Origin of the sequence: Mycobacterium botniense (assembly GCF_010723305.1) — a bacterium.
Lineage (GTDB): Bacteria > Actinomycetota > Actinomycetes > Mycobacteriales > Mycobacteriaceae > Mycobacterium > Mycobacterium botniense.
The window spans coordinates 512,983-536,241 of sequence record NZ_BLKW01000004.1; the positions used below are offsets into that span (position 1 = coordinate 512,983).

The window sequence follows — 23,259 nt, forward strand, 5'->3', positions numbered from 1 at the left end:
CGATGACCGCGGAACAGACCCAGCCGTCGTCGAAGCCGTCTACCGCCGGCCCGGTCGCCGAATCGATGAAGCGACCATTCCTGACCGCACTGGGAATCCTCGTCGCACTCGCCGTGTTGGGCGTCATCGCCTACTACGCGCGCACCGGCGCGGTCTCCGACCGTATCCGCAACCCGGATGTTATCGGCGCCCCCCGCCCGGTGAGACCGCTGTTTGGTTATAGCCATTGGCTGGGGCTCTTGCAGATCTACACGATCGTCGTAATGGCCGCCATCGTCGTCGCGTTCGTGATCGCCTGGCGGCGCCACCCCCGCCACCCCATTCTGCTGATGGCCATCGTGACGACGGTGATCGTCTGGCAAGACCCCATCATGAACTGGGCCCCCTACGCCGTCTATAACCCGCAACTGTGGCACTTCCCCGAAGACTGGCCTTTGGTGTCGCTGTCGCCGACGGTCGAGCCGTTCCTGGTCATCGGCTATGTGACGTTCTATTTGCTGCCCTACTTCCCGGCCATCTGGATTCTGCGCCGCATTCAGGCCCGTCGGCCGGTGGACTCGTTCGTCTGGCGCCATCCGCTGATCAGCCTGGCGGCACTGATCGTCGTCATCGGGTTCATCGTCGACGCGATCATGGAGATCACGCTGGTTCGCACCGGCATGTATATCTATTCCCAAGTGATTCCGTGGCTTTCGGTTTTTTCGGGCAAGCCGTGGCAATTCCCGTTGATCTACGAGTCCGCCCTCGTCACGTTGGTGATGGTGCCTGCCGGCGTGTTGCTCTACCGCGACGACACCGGCCGCACGGTGGCCGAAAAACTCGCGCAACGGGTCCGGGTTTTCGCCAATCGCCCGACCCTGGGCATGTTCGTGGTGATGCTTGTCATCGTCAACGTCGCCTACTTCGGATACGGGCTGAGTTTCGCGATTGTCAAATGGACCAGAACCGCCACCTCCGTGGCCTGCCCGTGGCCGTACCCGGAGGCCAAGGTGTATGACCCCCAGGGCTTTTACGAAAAGAACGGCCAGCCCGGCCCGTATTCGGTGGGCATCTGGTCGACGTGGATGAGCGCCCAGCCCCACGGGCGGCCGCACGTGCAGCCACCGGCCGATGGGGGACGCTGCGGGGCGGCCCATGGGTGAGCCGCGCAGCATCGTCATCACCGGCGCTTCCCGCGGACTGGGTCTGGCGTCGGCCGCCCATATGCACCGACTGGGATGGCGCGTCGTGGCCGCCATGCGCTCACCCGACACCGGCCTGGAAAAGCTGCGGGCCAAGACCGGCGCCGACGTCGACGATCCCCGGCTGATCGCCATCCCGTTGGACCTCACCGATTCCGCGTCGGTCACGGCTGCCGCCAAAGCAATCGAAGACGCGGTCGGGGCCCCGCACGTGCTGGTGCACAATGCGGGGATCTCCGCGGCCGGGATGGTCGAGGAGACACCGATCGACCTGTGGGACCGGATGTTCGCGACGCACGTTTTCGGCCCGGTGTTGCTGACCAAAGCGCTGTTGCCGTCGATGCGGGCCGCGGGGCGAGGACGAATTGTCGTGATCTCGAGTCAGGGCGGTGTGCGGGGCATGCCCGAAATCGCGGCGTACTCTGCGGCCAAGGGCGCACTGGAACGCTGGGCCGAATCATTGGCCGGCGAGGTGGCGCCGTTCGGGCTCGGTGTCACGGTCGTGGTGACCGGCATGTTCGATACCGACATCATCACCGACGCGGGAACCTCGGACCACCGCGACTTCAGCGGACCGTATGCCGCGCTGCACCGCAAAATCGATCGGCGGGGCCGTTTCGCGATGCGGTTCGCGCGCCCGCCCCGGCGGTTCGCCCAAGGGCTCGCCAAGGCGGTCGATGACCCCGCGCCGTTTGCCCGGCATGCCGTCGGCGTCGACGCCCGGATGTTGCTGGTTGCCAATCGGCTGCTTTCCAGTAAGGCTCTCCATAGAGTTACCCGTCTGGCGATGGGCCTCCCCCGTCCCGGCGCTCTGTGGAACGCCCCGTCTGAAGAGAGCGAGAACCATGACTGAGACCCAGAAGGTTCGGTTCGAGTCCAAGATGCTGATCGACGGCAAGCTCGTCGACGGGCAGGCCGGCACCTTCACCAACATCAACCCGGCCACCGAAGAGGTGCTGGGCGAGGTCGCCGATGCGTCGAAGGCCGATATGCACCGGGCCATCGACGCCGCACGGCGCGCCTTCGACGAGACCGACTGGTCGACTAATCGGCGCTTCCGCAGAGCGTGCCTCGAGCAGTTCCAGGAAGCACTGGAAGCCGAGAAGGAGGCGCTGCGCGAAGAGCTCATCGCCGAAGCCGGGTGTCCGCGCGCGATCACCTACGGGCCCCAGCTGGATGCGCCGCTGGCCGACGCACTGAAATACCCGATCAAGCTGATCGACGAATACCCGTGGGAGACAGACCTTGGCACCACTATGGTCTCGCTCACCGGCCAAATGACCGCCCGCAAGGTGTGGCGCGAACCGGTGGGCGTGGTCGGGGCGATCGTGCCGTGGAACTTCCCGTTCGAGGTCAGCATCCACAAGCTGGCTCAGGCCCTGGCCACCGGCAACACCGTGGTGCTCAAACCGGCGCCGGACACCCCCTTCAACGCGACCCGGCTCGGGCGCCTGATCACCGAGTGCACCGATATCCCGGCCGGGGTTGTCAACGTGGTCACCGCATCCGACCACCTGGTGGGCGAGGAACTGACGCTTTCGCCGAAAGTGGATTTGATCTCCTTTACCGGCTCGACCGCGGTCGGCAAGCGGATCATGGAGAAGGGCGCGGCGACGATGAAGCGGCTGTTCCTCGAGCTGGGCGGCAAATCGGCCACCATTGTCTTGGAAGACGCCGATTTCGCCGCCGCGTGTGCGATCGGCATCGCGCCGTGCATGCACGCCGGCCAGGGCTGCGCCAATCCAACCCGCCTGCTGTTGCCCCGCTCTCGCTACGACGAAGGGGTAGCGATTCTCAAAGGAATGTACGAGAACGTTGCCCCTGGTGACCCGCAGGATCGGGCGACGCTGTGCGGACCGGTGATCTCGGACAAACAGCGTCAGCGGGTGCTGGGTTACATCGAGAAGGGTATCGAGGAAGGAGCCACCTGTCTGGTCGGCGGGACCGAGCCCCCAGCCGGCTTTGACAAAGGATTTTGGGTACGGCCAACACTGTTCGTCGATGTCGACAACACGATGACCATCGCCCAAGAGGAAATCTTCGGCCCGGTGCTCGCCGTCATCCCCTACGACGGCGAGGAAGACGCCATCCGAATCGCCAACGACAGTGCCTACGGGCTGGCGGGCAATGTGATGTCGGGCTCGCTGGAGCACTCCTTGGCGGTGGCGCGGCGTCTGCGTGCCGGCTTCATCGGTGTCCAGGGCGCCGCACCCTACGGCGCCGACACGCCATTCGGCGGCTACAAGGCCAGCGGGGTGGGCCGCCAGAACGGTGTCGCCGGGTTCGACCAATACACCGAGATCAAATCGGTGGGCTATCCCGCCGGCTGAAGGAGAAATACCGGAGTGGACCTGTTTGACGATCTTGAGGACTTCGGCAAGTTCGACGATGTGGTGTCCGGTGATGTCCGGGACCCCTATAGCGGGCTCGCCGCGATGCGGCGGGAACAACCCGTGCAACGCCTGGACACCTCGACCATGCCGCACGAAGAGTCCAAGCCCGTCTTCATGGTCTACCGCCACGAAGAGGTCCAGCAGATGCTGCGGGACAACCAGACGTTCTCCTCCGCGATCGTCATCGACGCATTCGGGGACGCGCTGGGCAAACACGTCATGCTCGGGATGGACGAACCCGAGCACGGGCGCCACCGCGCACTGGTTTCCAAGGCCTTTTCACAAAAGGCTTTGGCCCGTTGGGAGCACGAGCTCATCGGGCAGGTGGCTAACCAGCTGATCGACCGGTTCGCCCACCGGGGGCGCGCCGATCTGAGAAGCGAATTCACCTTCCCGTACCCCACTCAGATCATCGCCGGCCTGCTCGGTTTGCCACGCGAGGACTACCCGCAGTTTCAGCGCTGGTCGGTTGCGCTGTTGAGCATTCTGTTCAACCGTGAGCGGGGACTGGCCGCGTCAGAGGCGTTGCGGGAGTACTTCATCCCGATCCTGGCTGCTCGGCGCGAACAGCCGCGTGACGATCTGATCAGTGGGCTCGCGCAGGCTGAGATCGACGGTGAGAAGCTGTCCGACGAGGAGATTTTCTCCTTCCTGCGGCTGCTGCTTCCCGCCGGTGTCGAAACCACCTACCGGTCGCTGGGGAACCTGTTGTTCGGGCTGCTGTCCAACCCCGATCAGCTCGACGCGGTCCGGAGCGATCGGTCGCTCATTCCCCAAGCGATCGAAGAGGCGATCCGCTGGGAGCCGCCGCTGCTCACCATCACCCGGGTGGCCACCCGGGACACCGAGCTAGCCGGGGTGCCGATCCCGGCCGGCTCGGCGGTCATGCCGGTGCTGGGTGCGGCCAACCGGCAAGAAGATCGCTACCCGGATCCGGACCGCTTCGACATCTTCCGCCCGGCAAAGGCCCACATAGGGTTCGGTCACGGGGTGCATATCTGCCTCGGAATGCATCTGGCGCGCCTCGAGATGCGCGTTGCGCTCAATCTGCTCTTCGACCGGCTGCCCGGCCTGCGCCTTGATCCCGACGGCGACGACCCGCACATCCGGGGCCAGGTGTTTAGGTCACCGACTTCGCTGCCGGTGCTTTTCGGCTCGTCGTCGGCCAAGTAACCCCTCGCGCCCGCCTCTGTCGCCGACAGCCCGCAACGGGGGGCGGGAATTCGGGAGGTCCAGCTCGCACACTCGGTTAGCGTGTTCCCGTGACCAAGCCGCGGTGGCGTCGCGGGTTTCGGGTCGGCCGACGGTATAGCGCGGCGGTCCGGCCCGTCAGAGGCTCTCGGGCGGCTGCTCGCCGGTTGTTGGTTCACTACGCGATGGGGCTCACCTGCGCCCACGTGTCTGGCCTGATCGCGGCCGCGGTTATCTTGATCCCGCTCAACGGCCACACGGGCCGGCCAGTACATGATTTTTTCGCCGGAAAGAACCTGCTCACCATCGTCGTCCTGGTCGTGCTGGGCGGAGTAGCCGTCTGGGTCGGCGGCGTTCTCAATCTCGCTCCGGCGCTGCGCTGGTTTAGTCTTGGGCAGGAGCCGGATCCCCAACAACGCCGTACGGCAACGAAGCTGGCTGGCCGGCAGTCGCTGATCCTGGTTATGACGTGGGCGGCCAGCGGCATGGCCTTCATCCTGCTGAATCGTGATGCGGGGTCCGCTGTTGCGGTCCCGGCTCTGCTGGGTGTGGCGTTCGGTGCCGCTGCCGCGGTGAGCACCAGCCTGTTGCTCACCCAGCGCCCCCTGCGGGCGATCCTGGCCGTCGCTGCGCGGGATTCAGAAGGCATTGTGATGGTGCCGGGCGTGCTGGCGCGCCTGGTGCTGATGTGGCTCCTCTGCAGCGCACTTCCGTGCGGTGCGATCGCCAGTCTCATGTTCATCAAAGCCAACGGCTGGATCCTCGAAAAGACCGCGGCCGTGGAGATTGCGATTGTGGTGGTGTCGCTTGCGGCGGTGCTTCTGGGGCTGCCGGTGATGATCCTGACGTCCCGGTCGATTTCGGATCCGATCCACGAGGTCATCGAGGCGATGGCAGCGGTTGAACGCGGCCGAACCAGCACCTCCGTCGCCGTCTACGAACGCTCGGAAATCGGTCGGCTGCAAAGCGGATTCAATCGCATGGTCGCCGGCATCGCCGAACGTGAGCGGCTACGGGACTTGTTCGGTCGCCACGTCGGAGCTGATGTGGCTCGCCGTGCCCTGCAGGAGGGTGTATCGCTCTCTGGAGACGTCCGAGAAGCCGCGATCCTTTTCATTGACTTGGTGGGCTCGACCAACCTTGCTGCGAACCGGCCACCGCAAGAGGTGGCTCAGGTGCTCAACAACTTTTTCCAGATCGTTGTCCACGCTGTTGACCGGCGACACGGGTTGATCAACAAGTTCCAAGGTGATGCTGTACTGGCCGTTTTCGGGGCACCGCTCAGCGTCCCCGGAGCCGCGTCCGCGGCGTTGGCGACCGCACGTCTTCTGCGCGACCAGCTGCGCCAGCTGCCGCTCGTGGACTTCGGGATAGGCGTCTCAGCCGGATCCGTCTTCGCCGGAAACATCGGTGCGGAGAATCGCTACGAATACACGGTGATCGGCGATGCTGTCAACGAGGCTGCGCGGCTGGCTGATGTGGCGAAGACCTTCGCAGGAAGGGTTGTGTGTTCGGCAGCCGCCATTGATCGTGCCGACCAGGCCGAACGCCAACACTGGGCCTCGCGCGGCGACACGGTCCTGCGTGGACGCACCACACCCACACACGTTTTCGTACCGACGGGCACGTCGGCCTGAAAGAGGCGCTCTCGCAACCAGCCCGGCACCAGACTGCCCGGCCGGATGACCACTGGCGCACTACAGCCGCAATACGGCAATGGGCGGCCAATGCGATGGTTACTGCCGGCGTTGGGCTGCCTTGACCAGATTCGACCCGATGATCAGGCGCTGAATTTCGCTGGTCCCCTCGTAGAGCCGCAACAGCCGCACATCCCGGTAAATGCGTTCCACGGGAACCTCGCGCATATAACCGCTGCCGCCGTGAATCTGCACGGCCAGATCGGCGACTTTGTTAGCCATTTCGGTGCAGAACAGCTTAGCCACCGACGGGGCGATGCGGCGATCCTGATTATGCTCCCATTGGCGGGCGGTGTCGCGGACGAGTGCGCGCCCGGCCAGCACCCCGGTCTGCTGGTCGGCGATCATCGCCTGCACCAATTGGAAGTTGCCGATCGGTGTGCCGCCCTGCGTGGCAGTGGCCGCGTATGCCACCGATTCGTCGAGTGCGCGCTGCGCGGTTCCCACCGCAGCGGCGGCGATATGGATACGTCCGCGCGCGAGCGAGGTCATCGCCGCCCGATAGCCGATGTCTTCGCTACCGCCGACCAGGGCATCGGCCCCCACGCGCACGTCGGTAAAGCTGACGTCGGCGGTCCAGGCTCCTTCCTGCCCCATCTTGGCGTCCTTGGGGCCGACCGCGACCCCGGCGGTGTCCGCGGGCACCAGGAACACCGCGATCCCCGGGCCGTGCTCGTCGGCGGGCCGGGTACGCGCGAAGACCACGAACAAATCGGCGACGGGCGCGTTGGTAATGAATCGTTTCTGCCCGGAGATCACCCAATCATCACCGTCGCGAACCGCTTTCGTGCGCAGTCCGGCCGGGTTCGACCCCGCACCCGGCTCGGTGAGCGCGAACGAGGCGACGACGTCGCCGGCCGCCATCGGCCCCAACCAGCGGCTCTTCTGGTTATCGGTGCCGAACCCGACGAGCACCTGGCCAGCGATGCCGTTGTTGGTGCCGAACATCGACCGCAGCGCCAGCGAGGTGTATCCCAACTCCATCGCCAGTTCGACCTCTTGGATCAGGTTCAGACCCAGACCACCCCACTTTTGCGGTATCGCGTACCCGAACAGGCCCATCCGCTTGGCTTGGTCGCGCAGGTCGGTGGGCACGTTGTCGTGGGCCATGATCTCCTGCTCGCGCGGGACCACGGCGCTGCGCACGAAACGGCGGGTCTGCGCCAAGATCTCCTGGAAATCCTCGTCGCTGACTTCGCTCATCGACAAATGCTCCTTTTCGGCCGGTGGTGCGCGCGTCTTGCCACCGCGGGCAGAGCATTGCGCTGGGCGCGCCCGCGGCGGTGGGCAGATCCTATATGAAATATGATGTTGGCCGTCTGTCGGCCCTGTGTGGCCGGCTCCTGTCCAGCGATGTGAGGGTGGTGATGTGGTGTCGTTACTGGCCGACCGAACCGCGGTGGTCACCGGCGGTGCGCAAGGGCTGGGGTTCGCAATATCGGAACGGTTCATCGCCGAGGGGGCACGAGTGGTGCTCGGCGATGTGAACCTCGACGCGGCCAAGACCGCGGCGAAACAGCTTGGCGACGATGTCGCTGCCGCCGTGCGCTGCGATGTGACACTCGCCTCCGACGTCGACGCCCTGGTGGGAACTGCCCTCGAGCGCTTCGGCGGTCTGGACATCATGGTCAACAATGCCGGCATCACCCGTGACGCGACGATGCGCAAGATGACCGAGGAACAATTCGACGAAGTCATCGCCGTGCACCTGAAAGGAACCTGGAATGGCACTCGGAAGGCGGCGGCGATCATGCGGGAGAACAAGCGTGGCGCGATCGTGAACATGTCGTCGCTGTCGGGCAAGGTCGGCCTGGTCGGGCAGACCAACTATTCGGCGGCCAAAGCCGGCATCGTAGGCATGACCAAGGCTGCCGCCAAGGAGCTCGCCCATGTCGGCGTGCGAGTGAATGCGATTGCGCCCGGCTTGATCCGCTCAGCGATGACCGAAGCTATGCCGCAACGTATTTGGGACGAGAAGGTTGCGGAGGTTCCGATGGGTCGGGCCGGTGAGCCCAGCGAGGTCGCCAGCGTCGCGCTGTTTTTGGCTTCCGACATGTCCTCGTACATGACCGGCACGGTGATCGAGGTCACCGGGGGGCGATTCATGTGAGGATCCGCCAAACCGTGATCTGCGAACCCGTGCGGACCCCCATCGGTCGCTACGGCGGGATGTTCAAGGCGCAGAGCGCTGTCGACCTCGGTGTCGCCGCCTTGCAGGGGTTGCTCGAGCGAACCGGAATCCCACCCGAATCGGTCGAAGACGTCATCCTCGGTCACTGCTATCCCAGCAGTGAGGCGCCGGCGATCGGACGGGTAGTCGCGTTGGATGCCGGCCTGCCAGTGACGGTGCCGGGTATGCAGATCGACCGCCGCTGCGGGTCCGGGTTGCAGGCGGTGATTCACGCGTGCCTTCAAGTCGCCAGCGGCGACGCCGATCTCGTCGTCGCCGGCGGAACCGAGAGCATGAGCAACGTCGTCTTCTATTCCACCGACATGCGCTGGGGTGGTGCCCGCACCGGAATCCGGGTGCACGACGGTCTGGTTCGGGGCCGCACCACCGCGGGTGGACGCCACCACCCGGTGCCGGGCGGGATGTTGGAAACCGCCGAGAACCTGCGCCGCCAATACGGAATCTCGCGGGTCGAGCAGGACGAGATTGCGGTGACGTCACACCGGCGTGCAGTCGCCGCGCAGCAGAACGGTATATTCGCCGAGGAGATCATCCCGGTTGCGGTACGGACCCGCGCGGGCGAGCAACTCATCGATACCGATGAGCACCCTCGTGCTGATACCTCGCTGGAATCACTGGGCAAGCTCAAACCCGTTCTGCTCGATGACGATCCGGAAGCAACCGTCACCGCGGGCAATGCCAGCGGGCAAAACGACGCCGCTGCCATGTGTGTGGTGACAACACCGGAGAAAGCCGCTGAACTCGGGTTGACGCCGCTGGTGCGGCTGGTGTCATGGGCTGTCGCCGGCGTGCCGCCCGGCATCATGGGGATCGGACCGGTGCCTGCCACCGAGGCGGCGCTGGCCAAAGCCGGTCTGCGGCTAAGTGATATCGACCTGATCGAATTGAACGAAGCTTTTGCCGCCCAAGTGTTGGCGGTGATGCGAGAGTGGAAGTTCACCGCCGCCGACCGGGAACGAACCAACGTGCACGGCTCGGGGATTTCGCTGGGACACCCGGTGGGTGCGACCGGGGCCAGGATGCTGGCGACGCTGGCGCGCGAACTGCATCGCCGCCAAGCCCGCTACGGGCTGGAGACCATGTGCATCGGCGGGGGACAGGGGCTTGCCGCCGTGTTTGAGCGGGTCACCGCCGAATGAGCATGCCGTTGACCGGAGTCAGGATTGTCGAGGTGTCCAGCTTCGTCGCCGCACCGTTATGCGGGATGACCTTGAGCCAGCTTGGGGCTGAGGTGATCCGGGTGGACCCGATCGGCGGGGCATCCGATATCCACCGCTGGCCGCTGGCAAAAAGCGGCAGGTCGATTTACTGGACCGGTCTGAACAAGGGAAAACGGTCGGCGACAATCGATTTACGATCGCCGGAGGGCCAACAGTTGGTGCAGCGGCTGATCGTCGACGGCGACGGTATCGTGGTGACCAACACCGGCTTGTCCTGGCTGTCCCACGAGCAGCTTGCCGGGCTGCGTCCCGATGTGATCCACGTGCAATTGCTCGGCCGCGGCGATGGGTCTACAGCCGTCGATTACACCGTCAACGCCGGGATCGGGTATCCGCTCGTTACCGGCCCGGCAACCCACGCCGGTCCGATCAACCATGTGTTGCCCGCCTGGGACGTGTGTTGCGGCCTTTATGCCGCCCTGGCCGTCGTGGCCGCCATCCGCCGTCGTGACCAGACCGGGAAAGGTGCGCGCATCAGCGTGGCTTTGGAAGACGTGGCGCTGGCCACCGCCGGAAACCTGGGGCTTTTGACCGAGCCTCAGGTATCCGGCACCGAACGGCAGCGCCTCGGCAATGCCATTTACGGCCAGTACGGCCAGGATTTCACCAGTCGCGACGGCGTCGCATTCATGGTCGTCACGTTGACGGGCAGGCATTTTCGCGAACTGGTCCAGGTCACCGGCACCGGGGCGACTATCACAGCGCTTGCCGAAGCCTTGGGCGCAGACTTCAACGAGGAAGGGGACCGGTACCGATACCGCGATGTGCTGACCGGTCTGTTCACCCCCTGGTTCGCCGAGCACACCGCCGAGGAGATCAGCGCAGCGCTGTCGACCACCACGGTGCTGTTCGAGCGCTATCGGACTTTCGGCGAAGTCGTTGCGGAGCAACGGGTGACGTCGAATCCAGTGTTTACTCGGCTGCACCAGGAAGGTATCGGCGAGTATCTGGCCCCCGGCATGCCTGCCGCCTTCGATGGCGTGCACCCGGCGAGCCGGGCCGCGCCCGCGCTGGGCCAGGACACCGCGGCGATCTTGGCCGAGCATCTGGGGTTGAGCGCAGCCGACATCGCGCGTCTGGCAGAAGCAAAGACGATCGACTGTGCCCCCGGGAGAAGGGAAGCCGACCAATGACCAAACTCGCGCAGACGCTTGGCCTTACCGATTTTCAGACTGAGATCCTTTCGACGGTGCGGCAATTCGTCGAGAAAGAGATCATCCCTAACGCGGCCGAACTCGAGCGTACCGACACCTATCCTCAAGACATCGTCGAGCGGATGCGCGGCATGGGTTTGTTCGGGCTGATGATCCCGCAGGAGTATGGCGGGCTGGGCGAGTCGCTGCTGACCTACGCGCTCTGCGTCGAGGAACTCGCCCGCGGCTGGATGAGCATCTCCGGGGTGATCAACACCCACTTCATCGTTGCCTACATGTTGCTCCGGCACGGCACCGACGCGCAAAAGCAGCGGTTTTTGCCGCGGATGGCAACGGGGGAGACCCGCGGCGCGTTTTCCATGTCAGAACCGGAGCTGGGCTCAGATGTCGCCGCGATCCGCACCCGTGCCCAACGCAATCCTGATGGCAGCTACACGATTGACGGGCAGAAGATGTGGCTGACCAACGGCGCCAGCTCGACATTGATCGCGGTATTGGTGCGAACGGATGAGGGCGCGGAGAGCCCGCATCGCAACCTGACCACTTTCCTCGTTGAAAAGCCAACTGGTTACGGTGAAGTGGCTCCGGGACTGGTGATCCCGGGCAAGATCGACAAACTGGGTTACAAAGGCGTCGACACCACAGAGCTGGTTTTCGACGGCTACCGCGCGAGCGGTGAGGACATCCTGGGCGGCACGCCCGGGCAGGGGTTCTTCCACATGATGGACGGCATCGAAGTCGGGCGGGTCAACGTTGCGGCGAGAGCGTGCGGTGTCGGGATCCGCGCTTTCGAACTGGCCGTGCGTTATGCTCAGCAACGCCGCACGTTCGGCAAGCCGATCGCCGAGCATCAGGCCATCGCGTTCCAGCTGGCCGAGATGGCAACCAAGATCGAGGCCGCGCACCTGATGATGGTCAACGCCGCCCGGCTAAAAGATTCGGGGGAGCGCAACGACCTGGCGGCGGGCATGGCCAAATACTTGGCAAGCGAGTTCTGTTCGGAGGTCACCCAGCAGAGCTTTCGCATCCACGGCGGCTACGGTTACTCCAAGGAGTACGAGATCGAGCGGTTGATGCGCGACGCACCGTTTCTGCTCATCGGCGAGGGAACCAGCGAAATCCAGAAGTCCATCATCAGCAAGCGGCTGCTTGCCGAGTACCGGATGTGACCATGATGGTTCCGGAATTCGCTGCCCGGCCCCAGCTTTCCGAGGATGTGGCGCGCTTCGTTCGCCAGCGGATCTTCGACGGCACCTATACCGCAGGTGAGTATGTTCGGCTGGACCAATTGGCCGCCGAATTGGGTATCAGTGTCACACCGGTACGCGAAGCGCTTTTTGAACTGCGCGCCGAAGGATTACTCGCGCAGCAGCCCCGGCGGGGATTTGTGGTGCTGCCGGTGACTGCCCGAGATCTCACCGACGTCGCCAACGTCCAGGCTTATGTCGGTGGTGAACTGGCGGCCAGGGCCGCAATTAACATCGGTGAAGAGCAATTACGCGATCTTAAGGCGATCCAGGTCGCACTGGAGGACGCCTATGCCCGTGGCGACGACCAAGGTGCGGTGCGGCTCAACCACGAATTCCATCGCGCCATCAACGTGGCTGCCGACTCGCCCAAACTTGCGCAAATGATGTCGCAGATCACCCGCTACGCACCGGAATCGGTGTTCCCGAGCATTGCGGGCTGGCCGGGGCAGTCGATGAAGCACCATCGGCGGGTGCTGGCTGCGCTGGAAAAACACGATGACAAGCTCGCCCGCCATGCCATGTCGGATCACCTGTCCGCCGGCGCGGTGCCGTTGATCGAGCACCTCATCGAGCGGGGCGTTGTCGAGCAGGGGAGTGGCGTGACATCCCGGCGACGGGGCCGTCGACAGAACTGATTGACTTATCCTGCCGCCCTCAGCGGGTCGGTAAGGGTGCCCAGAACGTCGGGGCCAGCAAGTCTCTGAGGCCGCAGTTCTGGTGGCCGAGCACCGCTTATGCATACCAGGTTTCCTGGGCCCGACGTGTAGGCGAAACGCTCGGGGAGGAGTTTCGAGACGTGTCCGCGGGGTGTGGTTGTTCGATGGCCAACTGCCGCCTGCGGCGACGAAAAAGCTGAATTGACCGGCGAGCGTCCGGTTGTGCCCTTAGCGCCAGGTGGAAAAGGGGTACAACGATGTGGGATTGGCACGCAGATTGCCGATTCATCCACAAAGATGGTGTCATCGCGGACATCGATACCGCGCTGCCCGACCAGCCCCAACCGTGAATGGGGGCAGATCCAGCTTCGCGGCAAGTGCCGCAACACTTTTCACGGGGCATCGGGCCAGTGTGATAGAGAAGTCACGGCTGCTCATGATGGCCATGTATTGGTGAAGGGTGTAAAGGCCGGAAGCGGACTATCATAGGCTGGTTCCAGGCGCTGGGCCGCGAACATCGGGCGGGAGGATGCGATGGCACCACGCGATGTGCTTAAGGCCGACATTCCCGGATATGTGCAGGGTGGCGCGGCGAACACGCCCCCGCCGCCGATTAGTCCGGCCCCGGTGCCGCCACCGGCCTCGCCGATGGATGCTTTGTTGGGGTTGGTTCCCTTGGCTGCCAACACGAGCGTCCCTGCGGACAACACCGCAGCACAGGCCGGGTATGCGGATCGCGAGCTGAAGGTCGGTGACGCGCTCACAAAGTTTCCGGCCAATGAGGAGGAGTCAGCCGCCAAGCTGTCCGCCGTTGGCAGTGACCCTAATCAGATGCTGCAGATGGCCCAGCAGTTGCCGCAGATGGCCACCGGGGTCGCCCAGTCGGTTGCTGGCGCTATCGGCGGTTTGATTAACCCACTCGCCCAGATTCCGCAGCAGGCCGCCCAGGTGGGCCAGCAGGCCCTGCAGGCGGGCATGGGTGCCCTCCAGCAGAGCGCGGGCGGTGGGGCTGCGGCTGCTGAGGGCATACCCGCTGAGCTGCTGGGCGCCGAGGGCGCACTCGGCGCTGGTGAGGGAGGGCTCGGTGCTGCTGGCACTGGCGCGGCTGGTTTGGCGGACACCGCACCGGCCGCAATGCTTGGGCCGCCGCCGGCACCGTCGGCCGCAACCGTGCCGATGTCCGCGCCGAGCACACCGCCGGTGCCGCCCACCACACCCGAGCCGACGGCCGGCCCGAGGGGTGGGATGGGCGCGATGCCGATGGTGCCGCCGGGCGCGGTGCACGGCGGTGGGCCAGGCAGCGACGTCAAACCTGACACCAAACGGGTGGTCCCGCCGACGGTGAAAAACGGTGGTCCGGTGCAGGGGCGGATCATCACGCCCCCAGCTACACCCGAAGTGACAAAGCGCGTGGAGGGTAAGCCGGTCGCCAGTCGGCGCATCCTTTTGCCCGAACACGGCTCTGAAGACGACGGGGCTGATCAAACCCGGTGATGCTTTTGTGGCCGAGACTCCATCCGCGGGGTCTCGAGCCGGTGGGCGGCAGCTTCCTGGCTGCAGGGCCGATGTTCACTACTGGGTGGCGGCGGTGAGCTGCGACCGTGCACCTGCGAGACATCACCACCGCGGCGTTGATCGTCGCTGCCGGCGGCGACACGTGTGCCATCGACGACAGCCGACGAAGTGGCCGGCCCGCCCGGATCACCTTGAGGCCCCGATGGTCTGTGCCCTAACCATCCACGTCACCGGGGCGCTGGCTCGGGTCAGGATGTCGGTCAGGATGCGTTGGTGTCCGCGGCAGCGGGCTTTTCGCCCGCCCCGGGGATGGGCCGAGTGAGGTGGCTGATTTTGCGTGCTACCTCTGGCCGGTAGGACCGGTAATCGGCCTGCCAGGCCGGATCGCGTTGGCGGGCTTTGGCGTGTTGCAGGGCGGCTTCATGGGGGTGGATGCTGATCATTCGTCCCCGACGCGCTTTGGTGCACTCGGCGTGCAACCGCCAGGTTCGCCTCATCGCGGCCGATCGCGCGTACTTGGCGTTTTTGGCGATCCTGCCGTGGGACGGTGACGGTGGTGGGCGGCTCTGCCGCGGGGTAGTGCGCCTTTGCCGGCGTGCCGGGTGCCCGACGGAAGTGATTTGACCGCTATGGCTGCGGTGGTAGCTTTACCTGGCAGCTCGGGAAGGGGTCGGTGATGGCCGGTGACGCCGGGTTGCTGCGGTGTGGGGGGACCGATTGGCGCTGCGGCGCACAGCACGTCTATCAGGGTGCGAGTCACCTGTCGCGGGTGTCGTTGGACTCGACCCTGCTCGGCTCGTTCGCAGTCGCTGAGGCAGCTTACGACGGCCCAAGCGTCGCTCGTCCCGACCACGTCAAAACCTTGCGGGCCCACCAAGAGGTCCTCGGTGACGTTGGGGGCGAAGCGGATCAGGCGGTGTCGTCGTTCACCGTGATGGAAGAGCGCAGCGCCGTGACGTTGGTGGTGGTGCGGTGCAGCTTCGGCACATAAGCAAGGGCCTGCTGGTCATGTTCGCCGGTGGTGATCCGTGGAGGGTCAACCAAAGCCTCCAAAGTGGCCGGCCGGCGGAGATTTCCGATCTGGCGCAAGCATTTTATGACGCCGGTGAATCCACAAAAGAGGCTAAGAGCGCCTTCGGTCAAGCACGGGAGTGTTTCGAGAAGGCCTGGAATCGGGAGACCGGCGAGCATCCCATCAACGACTCCCCCGGGGTGCGGCGGGCCACCGCATCGTTGGGTGTGCAGGCTTCCCAATTGCCCGAGATCGCCGTCGATCTGGAAACCGTCGCGGCCGCTCTGGCCGAGGCGCAGCGCTTCGCAGGCGCGCAGATCGCCTCGCTCGAGAACGAGCTGCAGCAGATCGATGACGAGCTCGGCGAAGCCCTCGAACTGGAAAGAAACGGGCACCTGTCCGGGCTGGAAAAATCCGTCCTCGATCAACACATCACCGAGCTCGAATAGCAAGCCATCGATGACACCGCCGCAACCCTGCAGCGGGTCGAGCACGTCCGCGACGGTTACGCCGCCGCGTTGCAGAAGGCGCAGGCCAAGCTGCGCACCGATGGGTATGACCCGGCGCTGGTCCAGGGCCTCGACGCGCCGCTTTCCCCGCCGAAACCGGAACAACCGGCGATCCCGATTCCGCCCCCGGATACCAGCGCTGAAGATGTCAAAAAGTGGTGGGATTCGCTCAGCCAGCAGCAAAAGGATCAGCTGATTACCCAACACCCGCCAGAGTTGGGCAACCTCAATGGTATTGACGCCGCCGTCCGCGACATGGTCAACCAGGCGGTGATGAACGATGATCTCAACCGGGTTTTGGATGTAGCTAAGGGGCACGGGGTGTCTCCGGAGGAGGTGGTGCGCAGTCCGGCACTCTACGGGCTCTCGGCCACGGACATCACCCGGTATCAAAACGCGGTGAGAACGCGTGACGGACTGAAGTACGACAGAGGACCCGACCCCAAAAACCCCAGGCCCGTCATGCTGTGGGCTTATGACCCGTTGGCCTTTAAAGGTCAGGGCAAGGCCGCGATCGCAATCGGTAATCCGGATTGGGCACGAAATACCGCGGTGATTGTGCCCGGTACCGGAAGCAGCGTGGCGCAGGGTTGGCTGGTCGGGCACGATGATGCGATCAACCTGTATGACCAGTCCCTGGCGGCCGATCCCGATCATCGCTACACCTCGGTCATGGCGTGGATGGGATATGACGCACCCGATGGATTCACCGACATTCGGGTCAGCCAGCCATGGCTGGCCCGGCAAGGGGGCGATCTGCTGGCCGGAGATGTCAACGCTCTGGCGGTTACCCACAACGGGCTGGCCCCCGAGCACATCACGGTCATCGGGCACTCCTATGGGGCCACGACCGTCGCCGACGCGTTCGCTCACAGCGGCATGCGCGCCAACGACGCGGTGTTGCTCGGGTGTCCCGGCACCGATCTGGCCCATAGCGCCGCCGATTTCCACCTCGGTGGCGGACACGTCTACGTGGGCTCGGCGTCCAGCGACCCGATCAGCTGGATCGGCAATTCCGACGGCGTGCCGCGCGAGATGCTCAAGGACTACCTCAGGGAACACCACATCCCCGTCCCGGCAGCCGCCGGGTTGGGCTTCGATCCGGCCGGCAGCGGATTCGGCTCGATCCGATTCCACGCTGAAGTGCCCGGCCATGGGTCTCTCAACGAACACGACCATTCGCACTACTACGTACGGGGCAGCGAGGCGCTGCGCAGCATCACCGACGTCGCCAGCGGCCATCCCGATCGACTGGCAACCGACGGCATGCTCGCAGAGGGCAGGCGCCAACCGCACATCGGCCCCCTCCGAATACCGGGCATACCGGCCTTCATCGACCCGGAAGCCAACCGCCCACCGGATACCATCCACGATGATCACGCATACCGCACAGATGAATCTCCGCGGTGACCGTCGGGGCCGCTGCTGGTCTGCGCTGCCGGTGTTGGCGGTGTTGGCCGTGCCGCTCATGATGGGAGGATGTGCGCTGATGTTCCCCAACCGCCACGACATCGACCACCCAGCAAACCCGATGTCGGATCAACAAGCCATGGCCCAGGTCATCGAGCCCGCAAAGCACATCGTGAAAGACGCCGACCTGCAGGACGTCTCAGGAGGTTTCCGCTGGGAGTCGTGCAATGACCAAGGCGATCCGCCCTATCGGGGACTAGTGGAGATGAGCTTCAAGTGGCCTATGGACGACGCCAAGGGTTACCCCACCGAGGTCGAGCCCAACGCCTATTTCGAAAAGCTCGCCGCGACAATGGTCGCCCACGGCTGGAGTGACGGGCCCCCACCCGGCTGGCACTCATACGGAAGGGTCATCCACAAAGACGGGGTGGTGGCGGTCGCGACCCAGGACCCGACCAGTGGTAGGGGGGCTATCCGGGTCTCCGGTGAATGCCGCAACATGACCAACCATCGCCGTGACGGCACAATGCTGGGCTTCGAGATCACCGACCAATTACGTGACCGTTGATTGCCGGTGGGATCGCGGCGGCCTGCCCTATCGACGGCCCGGGTGGGTGCTCGCTGATTTTCGCCCAGCCACGACGATAACCACTTGTCAACTGGCTTCGACAAGCAGGCACCGACTGCGCTGGTTGTGCAGATACGTGTGATCTACTTGCTGCACAACACTTTTTGCCACTTTTTGCCACGGATGCACGGACTGGTTCCCGAACCCGCGACACGCGGCCCTGCCTGGAGCGCCTGAGGTGGCGCTGCGGGTGGCCCGCGCTGCACAATCGCCCGCCGACCATCGAACCTACACCGCTGCCCTCTGCTTTTGGCGCGTCGCGCACCGAGCAACTAAAGCGCTTTTGCTGGCGGCAAATCAGGGCGCCGACGCGGACAACGCGAAGATACTGGCCGCCTGGGAAGGCCGGAATCGCACGCTAACAGCGGCGATCAATGAAGCGGTCCAGCAAGAGAAGCCCCGTGACGTCCTAGCGACCGCTGGCCGCGATCCTCGATTTCACCCAACCTGGTTACGCCAAAGCGGAACTGACTGCGGCCGGGTTTGTCGAGTGGATTGTCGCAGTCCGGTATGGCGAGTTTCCGAGGATCAGCCGCATAGAAGCGCTCGCAACGGACGACATCGCGCAGGTTAACAAGAGCAGCTAATTTACTGGCGTCAATAAGTTGCGGAGCCGCGCTTGCATGGTGACTACCGTGATAGCGAGGCAGCAATACGATAAAGCCCATGCCGCAGTTGTCTCCCCCGCCGCCTCCGGGGCCGCCCACAGCCTCTCCGCCGTGGCCGCCGACAGCGCGGCCAACGCCGAGGCGGCCATCACAGTGGCTGACGCGCATCTTGCTCATCACTGCGCTGGCGGTAATAGCCGGCATCGCGATCGGCGCCTGGTTCCGGCCCCTGCCAAACAACAAGGCTTCCACCGCCTCGCCCCCGCCCACTTACACCGACCGGCAAGTCGCTGACGCGAAGTCGAAGGTGTGCGCCGCGTTTGAAAAAGTCCATCAGGCCGTTCGCCGGAATTTCGCCCGAGATCAGGGAGCCGACCCCATGCAGCAATTCGCTGTCACGGTTTCCGTGGAACAGGCGCTTCTTGCCGGCAGCGTCTACCTCACGACTACACTTGCTGATCAGCCGGCGACGCCGCGGGATCTGGCGACGGCAGTTCGAAAGCTCGTCAATGTTTTTCAGGAACTTACCATCGACTACCTGAATGGACAGGGTAATCCCGAATTAGAGCCGACGCTGCGTGCTGGTGACGATGCGACATCAACGATCCAAGGGTTGTGCAAGTGAGCTTTCCACCGGGTGAATGGTCCTTTATTCTTGTCGGTGATAAATGGCCGACTGACCCGGCAATGGCTGCTCTTTGTGATGGTATAGCTCATTGGGGGGCTCTCGAAGCCAATTATTACGATCGTGAAAACCAACTCCTGCAAGCTATCGCGGCTCCACTGTCCGAGGACGAACAGCAGGGTAGGACTGCCGATGACATCCGTCAATCCTACCGTCAAGGTGCCGAGCAAGACCGGCAGCTGGCCGAGAAATTCGGCATCTATAAAAACGCGTGTAGCACCGCCTACGATAGCATGGAGACCCTTCGGCAGGAACTGGCGAGTTTAGCCGAGGAAGGCAACAAAGAACTCAACGATATTCGAAACTCCAAAGAGCCCGAGGAAATCAAGGTGACACAAATTGTCGCCACAATAAATCAGTATCGAGCATTGGCCAACCTCGCCGCGGCGAAATACGGCGACAACGTACTCGGCTCAGTGCAGTCGATCCTGGACTCGCAGGGAAGCGGGCAGTCGGCTCGTGAGTTCGCCCAAGCCCACGGTGCCAATCTCAGCCAGATGTACCGACAGTCCGACGATCAAGAGGCCTTGGGGGATCAGGTACGAGGCATGCTAAACAAGCTGCCCGGCTCGACGATGGGCATAACATCAGGCGTCAACTCCACGGCAGAGCCACCTGCCGCACCGCCAGAAACTCCACCGGCTCCCGCTGGTTCTGGCGCAATGGGTGCTCCTGTCGGGTTCAGGCCAGCAGCACCGCCCGCCCCACCGTCGGCAGCTCCCGCTGGGTCTGGTTCGATGGGCGCTCCCGCCGGCTTCAGGCCAGCAGGACCCCCTACAGGTTCCGGAACGCTTCCCGCGCCAGCGCCGGGTTCCGCACACGCCCCTAGCGCTCCCTCGGTCTCGACCCCGGGGTTGCCTGCCTCCAGTGCGCCGTCGATGCCGGGGGCTGGAGTGCCGTCGCTGCCGGGTGCTCCAACACCGCCACTCTCGAGTGCTCCGCTTGCTTCGCCGAGCGGCCCCGCACAAGGTGTGACCCCGGCTGGCCTGATGCAGGGTTTCAACGCTGGGCTGCAGTCGGCTACACCGCTCTCGGCGGCTGCGGGCGCGGTGCCACCGTCAAGTCCGATAGATGCGCCGGTATCGCAGGTGCCGCCTTCGGCGCCGACGGTGCCGATGGCAGGTGCGGGAACACCCGCGCACGCGCCGGTGGTTGAAACGCCTGCGCCGGTGGAACATCCGGGGCCGCCGCCCGCACCGCCAGTTACGCCAGCGCCCGTCGCATCGAGTGCTCCGGCGGCGCCGTCCGCGCCGGTGGGCCCGCTGCCGGCCTACGGCGCCGACCTGCGACCCCCGACCCCCGCAGCCCCGACACCGCCTGTTCCTCCAGCCGCGCCGCCAACGTCGTCAGCGCCGGGTTCGGTACCGGTGCATCCGGCAGCCGGGCAGACCAGCGTGAGCCAACCCGCAATGGTGCGGCAACCGGCCGCGGCTACACCCCCGCCGTCGTCGTCGGGCATCGGCACCCAGGCGGTGGCCGCTACCGCCGGGGGAGCGGTTGCCGGTCTGGCGTCAGCCGACGTGACGGCGCGGGCGCGTTTGCAGCGTCTGGTCGACTTCGTGGCGCGCCAGGAACCGGAGCTGGCCTGGGCGGCCGGGGATCGACCCGACGGCGCCACCGTGTTGGTGACCGACCTGGCCAGCGGCTGGATCCCGCCCCGGATTGATCTGCCGGCCGTGGTCACGCTGCTCGAACCGGGACTCCGCCGCGGTGAGCTGGAATCGCTGCTGGGTGAGGTCAGCGTGGTCGCACGCTATTCCCCGATCCACCAGGTGCCCGACGAGGATGACGAGCCGGTGCCCACCTCGCCGCGACCGCGTCGGGCCGCCGAAGTCGAAGATCTGGGCTGGGAACTCAACCGGGCCACCCACTACCGCGACGGGCTGCCCCGGTTGGCCCACACCCTGGCGATCGCCGCCTTTCGGGGTACCGGGGTGCTCGACAAAGAAGTCGAGTTGCTGCACGAAGAACTCAGCAAGATCCGGGAGAAGGTGCTCGAGTCCTATCCGGGTAATGTCGATGCCGCACTCGTGGGCAATTGGCAGCTGCTGGCAGCGATCAATGCGCTCGTCGAGGCCGACAAGACCGCCGCGAACTACCACTTGGCCTGGTTTCAGGCGCTCAGCAAAACACAAGCAGGATCCCGGTCATAACCGGTGAGATCGAAGTGATCGGCGAAGCACGCGACAAATCCGCCTCCTCGGCAGCTGCGCACCGATTTCCGGGCTGGCCACCGCGTGGCCGCTCCATAGCATCAGGAAAACCGGTCCTATCGCGACGGCAGCGAGAATCCTGTTCCCGCAGATGTTTCGGTGGGATGAGCGATCCGAACGGCCCCTTCGAGTTTTCGGCTGGGCCGTTTGCACCATGTCGTTCCCGCGCCGCGCGAGGAGAGGCTTGCAAATGGGGCTCGTAGGTGACCCGTGTGTGGTCGTTCCCGCGCCACGCGAGGAGCGGCTGCTGGCAGCTTCGGTTATACGAACAGATTGGCCCGCACTGGCTGCCGGAGGTGACGATGGTGGTCAGCAGATCACTGGGTGTGACCGTTGAGGCGAGTTCATCCACGATCGCTGAATGGCTCGCGGTGACTTGCGCCAACTGTTTGTCAGGCCGGATGTGGCGCAGCGTTGGGAGTGTGGTGTAATACAACGCCCCGTCACCGGGGCGCGTGCACATCGACTTTGCCCCTCGCCAGTATCGGCAACTCTGGGCGCGCAACGCGGCGAACCTTCTGGAGATCTTGGAGGCCGGCAGCTCCGCCTTCAGGCGTGTGCGATGCGCCACGAACCGATCTTGATCGTCGACGACCACGACCGCGGCCGCGATCTGCCCGCCTCCGTATCGGGGAGACCGAGATCAAAACGCGCGCACAGTATGGAACCAAAGAAGCATTCCGGTTGCGAGACGAACACTTTGACGTACCTGAGCCGAAGACACGATAACGGCAAGGCGATTTCGGAACCCGGTTTCGTCGTCTCGCTGCGTGCGCAAAATGCTACGAACGGGCCGACTTGGCCCGCCCGCGGGCTGTGACCGGATTGGCTGATTTTCGTTGTGGCCGCGAAGCCGGCTTGTGTGCTTGACGTTGCGCCCCGGTTGCGGTGGCCGGCTTACGTTGCGATGCGGCTGGCTTGTTGTGCTTGGTCCTCTGCTCGATGAGCCGGGCCGCATGGTCGAGAATGCATTCAAGGCCGTATTCGAAATTGGCCTCGTCGGCCGCCCCGATGTGGTGGCCCTTCGCGGTCATTTGAGCGAGCAGCGGCGCGGAATGGGGATCGATGACCATGGCTTCCTCGAATGTGCGCGCTCCGTTCTCGGTTGCCCTGTTCTTTTCCTGGAGCCGGTGCAGCACCACCGATCCCCGGACATGAACCGATATCGCCGAATAGGTGTCGAAAGCTTCTTCCGGCGACAACCCCGCTTCTACCAGGCCGGTGATCGCCTTCTCGATCTCCTGCGCTCCCACCCGGGCGGCTTTCGGGCTGAGCGCGGAACGAATCAGAATCAGGTCACACAGTATTGGGTTGCCCAGAAACGTCTTGCGCATCGATCGGGCGTGATTTCGCAGCGTCTCGCGCCAGTTGCTGGCTTCAACGTAGGGCGTGTCGAACACGTACTTGCGCAAAGCCCGATCCGTCATTGCGTTGAGTAGGTCGTCCTTCTTGCGGAAGTACCAGTAGATGCTGGTGACGCCCACTCCGAGGTGTTTACCGAGCAGCGGCATGCTCAGGTTGTCTATCGATACCTGCTCGGCGAGCTCGAACGCGCCGCTGATAATGTCGTCGGGATTGATGGACCCGCGTTCGCGTCGCTGACGCTTGTCGACGGTAGCCTGCCTTGCCACTACGGGCACCTCCATCACGATCAACACCACGCATACAGTCCGCGTTGCGCGGCCAGGAAACCGAATGTACCGGCAGCTGCCGCCTGAACTGCTGCTACGCAGACGTATCGCCGCC

The 23,259-nt window shown here is 64.6% G+C and carries 17 protein-coding genes and 2 pseudogenes; 16 read left to right on the forward strand and 3 right to left on the reverse strand.

The features are described from left to right. The first annotated feature begins 2 nt into the window (after positions 1-2). The 5 genes from G6N08_RS12535 to G6N08_RS12555 all read left to right on the forward strand — a co-directional run bounded on the left by G6N08_RS12535 (position 3) and on the right by G6N08_RS12555 (position 6,402). Positions 3-1,142, forward strand: coding sequence for a spirocyclase AveC family protein (locus G6N08_RS12535; protein WP_163757748.1), 1,140 nt, complete (start codon positions 3-5; stop codon positions 1,140-1,142). Next, complete coding sequence (locus G6N08_RS12540; RefSeq protein ID WP_163760545.1) at positions 1,135-2,034, forward strand: SDR family oxidoreductase; 900 nt, start codon at positions 1,135-1,137, stop codon at positions 2,032-2,034. Before G6N08_RS12535 ends, G6N08_RS12540 begins: the two co-directional genes overlap by 8 nt. After that, a complete protein-coding gene (locus G6N08_RS12545) occupies positions 2,027-3,511 on the forward strand; it encodes an aldehyde dehydrogenase family protein (RefSeq protein ID WP_163757750.1) in 1,485 nt (494 codons plus the stop codon). The genes G6N08_RS12540 and G6N08_RS12545 overlap by 8 nt, the downstream gene beginning before the upstream one ends. 15 nt (positions 3,512-3,526) lie before the next feature. After that, entirely contained in the window at positions 3,527-4,747 is a 1,221-nt protein-coding gene (locus tag G6N08_RS12550; RefSeq protein WP_163757752.1) for a cytochrome P450, read from the forward strand. 203 nt (positions 4,748-4,950) lie between these two features. Continuing rightward, positions 4,951-6,402 carry an adenylate/guanylate cyclase domain-containing protein gene (locus G6N08_RS12555; protein ID WP_163760547.1) on the forward strand — a complete coding sequence of 484 codons (1,452 nt, stop codon included), beginning with the start codon at positions 4,951-4,953 and terminating at the stop codon, positions 6,400-6,402. Between the two features lie 99 nt (positions 6,403-6,501). Here the strand turns inward: G6N08_RS12555 and G6N08_RS12560 are convergent, their stop codons facing one another. After that, entirely contained in the window at positions 6,502-7,665 is a 1,164-nt protein-coding gene (locus G6N08_RS12560; protein WP_163757753.1) for an acyl-CoA dehydrogenase family protein, read from the reverse strand. 166 nt (positions 7,666-7,831) lie between these two features. On the opposite strand from G6N08_RS12560, the gene fabG reads away from it, so the two are divergent. The 6 genes from fabG to G6N08_RS12590 all read left to right on the forward strand — a co-directional run bounded on the left by fabG (position 7,832) and on the right by G6N08_RS12590 (position 14,427). Further along, positions 7,832-8,572: a 3-oxoacyl-ACP reductase FabG gene (gene fabG / locus G6N08_RS12565; protein WP_163757755.1), complete on the forward strand. Its 741-nt coding sequence runs from the start codon at positions 7,832-7,834 to the stop codon at positions 8,570-8,572. Between the two features lie 2 nt (positions 8,573-8,574). Next, positions 8,575-9,792, forward strand: coding sequence for an acetyl-CoA C-acetyltransferase (locus G6N08_RS12570; RefSeq protein ID WP_163760549.1), 1,218 nt, complete (start codon positions 8,575-8,577; stop codon positions 9,790-9,792). Beyond that, positions 9,789-11,006 carry a CoA transferase gene (locus tag G6N08_RS12575; protein WP_163757758.1) on the forward strand — a complete coding sequence of 406 codons (1,218 nt, stop codon included), beginning with the start codon at positions 9,789-9,791 and terminating at the stop codon, positions 11,004-11,006. The genes G6N08_RS12570 and G6N08_RS12575 overlap by 4 nt, the downstream gene beginning before the upstream one ends. Next, positions 11,003-12,196 (forward strand): acyl-CoA dehydrogenase family protein, encoded by a 1,194-nt coding sequence (locus G6N08_RS12580; protein ID WP_163757760.1) that lies wholly within the window; start codon positions 11,003-11,005, stop codon positions 12,194-12,196. The genes G6N08_RS12575 and G6N08_RS12580 overlap by 4 nt, the downstream gene beginning before the upstream one ends. Before the next feature lie 2 nt (positions 12,197-12,198). After that, positions 12,199-12,912, forward strand: a complete 714-nt coding sequence (locus G6N08_RS12585) for a GntR family transcriptional regulator (protein WP_163757762.1) — start codon at positions 12,199-12,201, stop codon at positions 12,910-12,912. A 555-nt stretch (positions 12,913-13,467) separates the two neighbouring features. Beyond that, entirely contained in the window at positions 13,468-14,427 is a 960-nt protein-coding gene (locus G6N08_RS12590) for a hypothetical protein (RefSeq protein WP_246216747.1), read from the forward strand. A 255-nt stretch (positions 14,428-14,682) separates the two neighbouring features. Here the strand turns inward: G6N08_RS12590 and G6N08_RS12595 are convergent. Further along, a pseudogene (locus G6N08_RS12595) lies at positions 14,683-14,927 on the reverse strand (transposase); the annotation flags it as partial. A gap of 197 nt (positions 14,928-15,124) precedes the next feature. Here G6N08_RS12595 and G6N08_RS12600 point away from each other — a divergent pair. The 5 genes and pseudogenes from G6N08_RS12600 (at position 15,125) to G6N08_RS12620 (ending at position 21,453) form a co-directional block, all read left to right on the forward strand. Next, complete coding sequence (locus tag G6N08_RS12600) at positions 15,125-15,439, forward strand: DUF2563 family protein (protein WP_163757764.1); 315 nt, start codon at positions 15,125-15,127, stop codon at positions 15,437-15,439. After that, a pseudogene (locus G6N08_RS12605) lies at positions 15,421-17,379 on the forward strand (putative alpha/beta hydrolase). The gene G6N08_RS12600 and the pseudogene G6N08_RS12605 overlap by 19 nt, the downstream one beginning before the upstream one ends. Then, complete coding sequence (locus G6N08_RS12610) at positions 17,363-17,947, forward strand: lipoprotein LppJ family protein (protein ID WP_246216749.1); 585 nt, start codon at positions 17,363-17,365, stop codon at positions 17,945-17,947. The pseudogene G6N08_RS12605 and the gene G6N08_RS12610 overlap by 17 nt, the downstream one beginning before the upstream one ends. A gap of 837 nt (positions 17,948-18,784) precedes the next feature. Further along, positions 18,785-19,240 carry a hypothetical protein gene (locus tag G6N08_RS12615; RefSeq protein WP_163757766.1) on the forward strand — a complete coding sequence of 152 codons (456 nt, stop codon included), beginning with the start codon at positions 18,785-18,787 and terminating at the stop codon, positions 19,238-19,240. Positions 19,241-20,694: 1,454 nt separating this feature from the next. Then, complete coding sequence (locus G6N08_RS12620; protein ID WP_163757769.1) at positions 20,695-21,453, forward strand: DUF5631 domain-containing protein; 759 nt, start codon at positions 20,695-20,697, stop codon at positions 21,451-21,453. Positions 21,454-22,295: 842 nt separating this feature from the next. On the opposite strand, the gene G6N08_RS12625 is transcribed toward G6N08_RS12620, so the two are convergent. Continuing rightward, positions 22,296-23,159 (reverse strand): TetR/AcrR family transcriptional regulator, encoded by an 864-nt coding sequence (locus G6N08_RS12625; RefSeq protein WP_163760554.1) that lies wholly within the window; start codon positions 23,157-23,159, stop codon positions 22,296-22,298. Between the last annotated feature and the right edge of the window lie 100 nt (positions 23,160-23,259).

Bases quoted from the DNA above. Each gene is read 5' to 3' on its own strand.
- G6N08_RS12535 (WP_163757748.1), top strand. From the start codon at position 3: ATGACCGCGGAACAGACCCAGCCGTCGTCGAAGCCGTCTACCGCCGGC.
- G6N08_RS12540 (WP_163760545.1), top strand. From the start codon at position 1,135: ATGGGTGAGCCGCGCAGCATCGTCATCACCGGCGCTTCCCGCGGACTG.
- G6N08_RS12545 (WP_163757750.1), top strand. From the start codon at position 2,027: ATGACTGAGACCCAGAAGGTTCGGTTCGAGTCCAAGATGCTGATCGAC.
- G6N08_RS12555 (WP_163760547.1), top strand. From the start codon at position 4,951: ATGGGGCTCACCTGCGCCCACGTGTCTGGCCTGATCGCGGCCGCGGTT.
- G6N08_RS12560 (WP_163757753.1), bottom strand. From the start codon at position 7,665: ATGAGCGAAGTCAGCGACGAGGATTTCCAGGAGATCTTGGCGCAGACC.
- G6N08_RS12575 (WP_163757758.1), top strand. From the start codon at position 9,789: ATGAGCATGCCGTTGACCGGAGTCAGGATTGTCGAGGTGTCCAGCTTC.
- G6N08_RS12580 (WP_163757760.1), top strand. From the start codon at position 11,003: ATGACCAAACTCGCGCAGACGCTTGGCCTTACCGATTTTCAGACTGAG.
- G6N08_RS12585 (WP_163757762.1), top strand. From the start codon at position 12,199: ATGATGGTTCCGGAATTCGCTGCCCGGCCCCAGCTTTCCGAGGATGTG.
- G6N08_RS12590 (WP_246216747.1), top strand. From the start codon at position 13,468: ATGGCACCACGCGATGTGCTTAAGGCCGACATTCCCGGATATGTGCAG.
- G6N08_RS12600 (WP_163757764.1), top strand. From the start codon at position 15,125: ATGGCCGGTGACGCCGGGTTGCTGCGGTGTGGGGGGACCGATTGGCGC.
- G6N08_RS12610 (WP_246216749.1), top strand. From the start codon at position 17,363: ATGAATCTCCGCGGTGACCGTCGGGGCCGCTGCTGGTCTGCGCTGCCG.
- G6N08_RS12625 (WP_163760554.1), bottom strand. From the start codon at position 23,159: ATGGAGGTGCCCGTAGTGGCAAGGCAGGCTACCGTCGACAAGCGTCAG.